General features: G+C 35.9%; 6 protein-coding genes and 3 tRNA genes. 7 read left to right on the top strand and 2 right to left on the bottom strand.

Annotated elements, in window-relative coordinates:
- The first annotated feature begins 149 nt into the window (after positions 1-149).
- The 4 genes from AC4D4B_RS14385 to AC4D4B_RS14370 all read left to right on the top strand — a co-directional run bounded on the left by AC4D4B_RS14385 (position 150) and on the right by AC4D4B_RS14370 (position 797).
- Positions 150-223: transfer RNA gene (locus AC4D4B_RS14385), tRNA-Gly, on the top strand.
- 95 nt (positions 224-318) lie between these two features.
- A tRNA-Asn gene (locus AC4D4B_RS14380) sits at positions 319-393 on the top strand.
- Between the two features lie 3 nt (positions 394-396).
- Positions 397-468 (top strand) — tRNA-Glu (locus tag AC4D4B_RS14375).
- A 113-nt stretch (positions 469-581) separates the two neighbouring features.
- Positions 582-797, top strand: a complete 216-nt coding sequence (locus AC4D4B_RS14370; RefSeq protein ID WP_491000337.1) for a hypothetical protein — start codon at positions 582-584, stop codon at positions 795-797.
- Between the two features lie 642 nt (positions 798-1,439).
- On the opposite strand, the gene AC4D4B_RS14365 is transcribed toward AC4D4B_RS14370, so the two are convergent.
- Together AC4D4B_RS14365 and AC4D4B_RS14360 are read right to left on the bottom strand one after the other, a co-directional pair.
- Positions 1,440-1,742: a hypothetical protein gene (locus AC4D4B_RS14365; protein WP_491000336.1), complete on the bottom strand. Its 303-nt coding sequence runs from the start codon at positions 1,740-1,742 to the stop codon at positions 1,440-1,442.
- 80 nt (positions 1,743-1,822) lie between these two features.
- Entirely contained in the window at positions 1,823-3,673 is a 1,851-nt protein-coding gene (locus AC4D4B_RS14360; RefSeq protein ID WP_491000335.1) for a V4R domain-containing protein, read from the bottom strand.
- Between the two features lie 206 nt (positions 3,674-3,879).
- Between AC4D4B_RS14360 and AC4D4B_RS14355 the strand changes: the two genes are divergently transcribed.
- The 3 genes from AC4D4B_RS14355 (at position 3,880) to AC4D4B_RS14345 (ending at position 7,001) form a co-directional block, all read left to right on the top strand.
- Positions 3,880-4,824 carry a VOC family protein gene (locus tag AC4D4B_RS14355; protein ID WP_066104092.1) on the top strand — a complete coding sequence of 315 codons (945 nt, stop codon included), beginning with the start codon at positions 3,880-3,882 and terminating at the stop codon, positions 4,822-4,824.
- Positions 4,825-4,835: 11 nt separating this feature from the next.
- Positions 4,836-5,663 carry an alpha/beta fold hydrolase gene (locus AC4D4B_RS14350; RefSeq protein ID WP_225983690.1) on the top strand — a complete coding sequence of 276 codons (828 nt, stop codon included), beginning with the start codon at positions 4,836-4,838 and terminating at the stop codon, positions 5,661-5,663.
- 147 nt (positions 5,664-5,810) lie between these two features.
- Positions 5,811-7,001, top strand: coding sequence for an acyl-CoA dehydrogenase family protein (locus AC4D4B_RS14345; RefSeq protein ID WP_066104087.1), 1,191 nt, complete (start codon positions 5,811-5,813; stop codon positions 6,999-7,001).
- Positions 7,002-7,030 lie beyond the last annotated feature (29 nt).

Raw genomic sequence — 7,030 nt, 5'->3', positions numbered from 1 at the left:
AGGTAGAACAGAGGTCTCCAAAACCTCCAGTGTGGGTTCAATTCCTACTGCCCCTGCCAATAAATATGGCGATTGTGACGATGTGGTTAACGTATCGCATTGTGGTTCCGACATTCGTGAGTTCGATTTTCATCAGCCATCCCATAGATGCGGGTGTAGTTTAGTGGTAAAACCTCAGCCTTCCAAGCTGATGATGAGGGTTCGATTCCCTTCACCCGCTCCAAAAAATATCATAAAGGGCCTATAGCTCAGCTGGTTAGAGCACACGCCTGATAAGTTTTTCAGGTCGATAGTTTGAGTCGCCCATATTATTATTATTCCGCAGTAGCTCAGTGGTAGAGCACTCGGCTGTTAACCGAGCGGTCGTAGGTTCGAATCCTACCTGCGGAGCCATTTGGCCCCTTGGTCAAGCGGTTAAGACACCGCCCTTTCACGGCGGTAACACGGGTTCGAATCCCGTAGGGGTCATAAAACCATGTACAAGATGTACATGGTTTTTTTCTATTTGCCACAATCTTCTAATAGCTACGGACCTACAATCTTTTATCTCTGGGACCTAGGGATGAGTGGCAAAGCAGTAGTTGTTTGAATATTTATTAACCGTGAATAACCTGCGTTTTAAGGTTATCCGTGATTATAAAGAGTATGAGAAAACTTGGTCCAAGTCATCCCTTGAAGAATACGGGGAAGGCGTGTATGTAATGGGAGAGGGAGAAGAGGAGGAGGCTATTCTAGAAATACACAGGAAAACCGTAGGCGATTTCGATAGCACAACTCCAATCCCAATGAATCCATAAGGGAGTGGATTACCTACTCGTATGATAACGAGAAACATTCCCCGACAATCCCTGATTCAAAGGTGATTACAGAAGGAGATTCACACGTAGAAGTCAGATTCGTTGAGGACTCGAATCGGTTCGGTGAACATTTTGGATTTAACGGAAATAATGGAGACAGCTGAATCCATTGGAAACACTGGGCTTGTGCAGCTTCTGTGCAGTATTTATCCAATGTATAAAAATACAGGAGTAATGGGTTTTTACTGAAAAATAGAAAAAAGGCTCAACCCCTTGATACACTTGTGGTTAAGCCTTCTTAAAAAGTATGGACCCCCGTCAATTTACTATTCTGAATCTTATACACAACATATGCATAAATAGAGTCCAAACAGTCCATTAATTCAGGTTGCCAGTGATTATTTATACAAACTGAACCTCTTAATTCCGTTGTTTCTAGAAATTCTGTGCAATTTTTTTGCAGTCTGTATATGAATGAATACCTGGTGGGTGGGGGTAGGGACTCTCTATTGTTATACAATTAAAATTCACAAATATCCATTCAAAATAATGAATCAATTTGGTAATTTATTTACTAAGCTATCTTCCTATAGTTTGTATATTTGATTTGGTCCAACTGTATTATTTATAACAGTGTAAAGCTTATGGTCTCCAAATGGGATCTTCTGGTCTATATTTTTGTCTAAGAATTCTAATTGATACTATGGCTTCATGTGCCGGTTTTAAATTATTCCAATACATTAGGTTTTGTGCAAAAATTGAAGCATAATTTGCAATTGTAATCATAAAAGGAATAATATTTGCATTTGGATCAAGTATTTTAACCTTCTCTTTAATCCAAATCGGATGTTTAGATGCTTGTTTTACTTCCTTGGTTATAATCCTTTCATTCGAAGGATTATAAATCTTGTCTTCAAATACCAGGCATATTTCATTTTTTAACAATTTACCAATGATCTGTGCGTTTGTTTCATCCGGATTATTAGTTTGATATTCCTCTATATGAACTTCTAGCCGCCATTCGATTAACTATTTGTAAAATCCACAATAAAATTACTGTCCTGAGTATTGCTAGTCTTAGAATATATGTCCATCGCTTTCAACAAAAGAAGGATTTGGAAATTCTCATTAGGATCCTTAAAATCTGTCTTCAAATACTCTTTCAAGTTTTCTAGTCGATAGAGAAGTCCGCTCTTTGAAATCTTTAATAAGCGTATCGTGGATTCAATTTTTAAATTATTATTTAGATATATATATAAAGTTTCTAAGAGCTCAATCCGTTTATGTTCCTTTAATGAAAAGATTCCTGCAAATCGATTATTCGCAAGTTGCTTAATATGTTCTATATTTAAATCATTAATAAATATTGATAAAACACTAATATCTTTAAATGCAGTAATGGATGCGTTGGGGTTGGAGATGAGAGCAATTGCAGCCTCATTATAGTGAGAGTTTGCCTCCAAAATGCTATGTCCTATCTCGCTGTAACCAATTTGAACAGGATAATTAGGGAATTGTTCCATTAAAGCTTCTCTTAAATTACTAAAAACCTTCTGAACCATAGAATGATCTTTTAGAGGATGAAATAACAAAATAACTAGTTCCATCTCCTTAAAAGAAATAAGTATACGCTGTTTTTTTAAGTGTTCCCGAACAAAGTTTTCAAACTCTTTTTGAATCCTATACATATTATTATTCCTTCTCACAATAGCAACGGTGTATAGTTGGTTAATATCAATATTAAAGTAGCGAGACCTAGAAAGAATCTGATTTATATCTGTTAAACGTTGATGCAAAATATCATTAGTAAACTTGGATTCACTCTCTGCTTTTGATTTTTCTATAATAGAATTCATCATAAGTAGAACAGAAATTACATTTGTCAATTTAGATAGTATTAAATAGTCATATGAGGAAAATGTTGTTGGATGCATCGATATAACTGACAAATATGCAACGACTTTATTTTTAATGACAATCGTGTTTGTTAAACGAACATGATTATCTAATTGAACAACCTTTTTTGTAAAAGGAAGTTGCTGACGCTTTTCAAAAAAATAAGTACCTAATTGATTTCTTTCATTTTGGTCATATATCTGCATATCCTGCTCAAGTAATTGTCTATCGATCTCTGATAAATTAGTAGAATGTACAAAGTTATAAAATATATCTTCTATTAAAAAGGTTCTGCCAAAAAATTTTTCAGCTTCTTTAAATATATCCTCTACTGTTGCTCCATCAATAATCGCTTGAATCATTTCACTTTGAATATTGCCAAGTTCAATCAGATCAAACGATACTTGATTTTCAGAGTTTTCATTTGATTCATCAGGTAAAGGGTTAACAGTATAAAACTCCCATGTACAATTTTCGTCACCTCTTGCTACACAGGTTTTCTCAACTACCTTTACTTCAAACTGAAAAATGGTGCTCATATAGCCAGTAGCAAATCCCATAAGTGTATGACAAACTGGTACATCACTTTGACCAAAATAATCTAGATGAACTTTTGCCTCGTAAGACTGTAACCACGTTCCTATACCATAAACAGCCTTAACTGATTTATCACCATAAAATTCAATATACCCTTCGAAAATCGAACCGTTTATATGTCCTTTTTCACAATGAAGAGTAGGCCCTTGTTTAAGTAGATCTTGTATATCGAAATATTTTTCTCTCATTCGGTGAGCTTCTGAAACCCCTAATTGATACCCATAATTAAACATTAATTTTGTTGCTTTCTCTATCCCATTTATTTCAATGATATCTGCTTTTAGAAAACTTAAAGCCTTAACGATTGCAATATTGTCGATATCTTTCTCCCTATTTTCAAGATGAAAAGTAGTCCTTTTTAAAGAAATAACACGTTGTTCCAACTTATTCCCCCCTTAATTGTAAGAAGTGCCTCAAAAAATATTGTTATTTCTCTCTTAATACTAAAATACCATAAAAAAGAAAAAACCAAACGAAATATACTGAAAACGCTTTCAAATTAATACAATTAGTCTGTTTTCAGAATATTTTATATCTAATATATTGAATGTGTAAATGATAAAAAACAAACAAAAAAGGGGAAAAGAAAATGTTACCAGAGATTGCTAAACTAGGTCATATTGCTTTAATCACACCGGATTTAAAAAAATCACTATGGTTCTTCTCTGAAGTCTTAGGTTTAGAAGAAACAGAAGTAGTGAATGGTACACATTATTTACGTGCATGGGGAGATTTTGAACACCATACACTATCGCTAAAACAAGGGGAAAAATCAAAAGTAGATCACATTGGTTGGCGTACAAAACGTCCTGAAGATGTAGAGAAATTTGCTGAATTACTAACTGAGGCTGGAGCAGAAGTGAAGTGGGTTGAATCGGGTGAAGAAGCAGGTCAAGGAAGAGCAATTCGCTTTGAGTTACCCAGTGAGCATCCATTTGAAATTTATTATGAGATGGAAAAAACGCAACCAGATCAAGACCGCAAATCCGTGCTAAAGAACCAAACTTATAAATCTTGGAGAAAAGGTGCTTCACCTCGTCGTATTGACCACGTGAATCTAGCGACTTCACACGATCCATCAGTAATTCATAAATGGTTAATTGATAATTTGGGATTTAAAATGCGTGAATATGTAGATTTAGGAAATGGAGTTATTCAAGCTGGTTGGTTAAGTGTAACTCCATTGGTTCATGACATAGCTGTTATGGCTGAGCCGGAAGCTAAGACACCTAACCGTTTACACCACCTAGCTTATTGGTTTGATAATGCCCAAGATATATTACGTGCAGCTGATATTTTAAGTGAAAATGGAATTGAGCTTATTGGGCCAGGTAAACATGGTATTTCACAGGCAATTTACTTATATGTAAAAGACCCAGGTAGTGGTCATCGTGTGGAACTATTTTCAGGAAGTTATTTGATTTTTGAACCTGATTGGGAGGCTATTAAGTGGACTCCTGAAGATTTAAAAGTTGGTTTAACTTATTGGGGACAAGATCTTCAGGGAATGGATGCTGATTCAACAGAAGCATAGGAGGGACTATAATGAGCTATTCAACAGAAACTTTAGATACAGGTCGGTTTCAAACGTTCTATTGTGAAGCAGGACAAGAAAATGAGGAAGTAATCGTATTCCTACACGGTTCAGGTCCCGGAGCGAATTCAGTAAGTAATTGGCAACATATTTTACCAGAGCTTGCAAAGAACTATCATGTGATTGCTCCTGATATGTATGGATTTGGAAATACAAAACACCCCGAAGTACACCCAAAATCATTTTGGGAATGGACTCAGCTACGCGTTGAGCAACTGCTTGAACTACTTGATAAGAAAAACATAGAGAAATTCAGTCTCGTAGGTAATTCAATGGGTGGTTATGTGTCGTTAAATGTTGTTATGTATGCACCTGAACGAGTGAAAAAAGTTTTACTTATGGGCAGTGCTGGTGGAGAAACACCGCCTACTCCGGAAATAATACGAATGGTTGGTTTTTATAAAAACCCAACGTATGAAAACCTACGAAACTTAACAAGTTGGTTTGTTTATGATCCTGCAACGATTCAAGATTCATTAGAAGATATTTTAGAAATTCGATATGAAACTATTCAACGTGAAGAGATTCGCAATTCCTATTTGCAAAATATGTTCCCTATGCCTGGGGAAGGTCATATTCCTCCCAATGCATTACGTCAAATGAAACAACCATTCTTACTACTGCATGGTTTTAATGACCGATTTGTTCCAAAAGAGAGCAGTATTAATTTGATGGAACATTTACCTAATGCAGAGCTTCGTTTATTTACACAGTGCGGACATTGGCTGCAGGTAGAAAAGCGAGAAGATTTCATTAAAGCAGCTAAAGAGTTCTTCTAGTTAACTAGAATACAATAACGTGAGGTCACTAAAGAAGAGATTTTAATGTTTTTTAGTGGCCTCACCAGTATTTAAAACTCCGAATATAACATCTTCCCTAACTAAGATTTGTTATAAACTTGAAAACGTATAATAGGAGGGTTATAAATGTCAGTTGATACAAAGCAAAAATCCAAAGGATTTACAGATGTTGAACTAGAGCTTATTGAAAAAGCACGTGAAGCAGGCCTACTAGCAGAATCAGAAGTAGCAACTTCCGAAATAAATGCCTCTGTTTCTCGAAACTATGTTAATAAGTTAATTGAATCAGGAATTACTCGTGCAAATCTACCGAAAGAATATGGTGGTCCACAAATTTCGTTACGTGGCCTTGGAGAAATTGTACGTACTATCGCGTACCATAATATCTCAGCTGCATGGTTAGGTTATTTCTTCCCTTTACACAACTCCTTAACAGCACACCTTCCACAAGAAGGTAGAGACGAAATTATAAATTCAAACGGTTTGATCGTGGATGTTTTCGCGCCAGTTGGACAAGTAACCGTGGTTGATGGCGGTGTTCGCTTAACAGGTACTTATAACTATACAAGCGGTGTTAACTTTGCAGAATGGATTGGTTTAGGGGCAATTGCTCAATTACCTGAATCAAATCAACCAGAATTAATTATGTGTTTCATGCGTAAAGATGAAGTGAAAGTAAATGAAAATTGGGATACATTTGGTTTACGTGGTTCAGGTAGTAACCAAGTGATTGCAACGGAAGTATTTATTCCAAGAAGACGCGTTTTAAGACTTGAATTAGCGAATGATACACGCCGTCCACCGGAGGGTTCTAATTATGATCCCGATTATCCTTATTACCATGTACCATACTTCTCTGCATTCTATCTTGGGTTTCCAAATATGGCATTAGGTGGAGCTAGGCGTTTGCTGGATGAATATAAAAAGAGAACAGAAGCACGTGTTCGTCTACATGGAGAAAATGAAAAAGATTCTCCTCGTAGTCAGCGAATTCTAGCTAAACTTATGTTGGAATATAAAAAAGCGAATGGTTTAATGGAACAATATTACGATCTATTAGCAACTTATGAAACAGAAGGTCCATACGAAAAAGGGGAGTTTTCTTCACTACGTGCAGAAATTATTAAAATTTGTCAAGAAATCGCTACGACAGTAATGGTCTCACTCGGTGGGGCATCTCTAACAAAAAATGACACAATTGAAGTGTTTGTACGAGACATCATTGCCGTAGCCACACATATAACGTCTCTATATGAAGATGCACTATACACATATGGTCGTAATTTATATGGCTATCAAGGAATTGGTATGGGCTAATTCACCTTAATAACGAGTCAAAAAATGAA

It is taken from the genome of Pradoshia sp. Z6_59, assembly GCF_058267515.1.
This window is presented reverse-complemented; position numbering and strand designations above follow the sequence as displayed.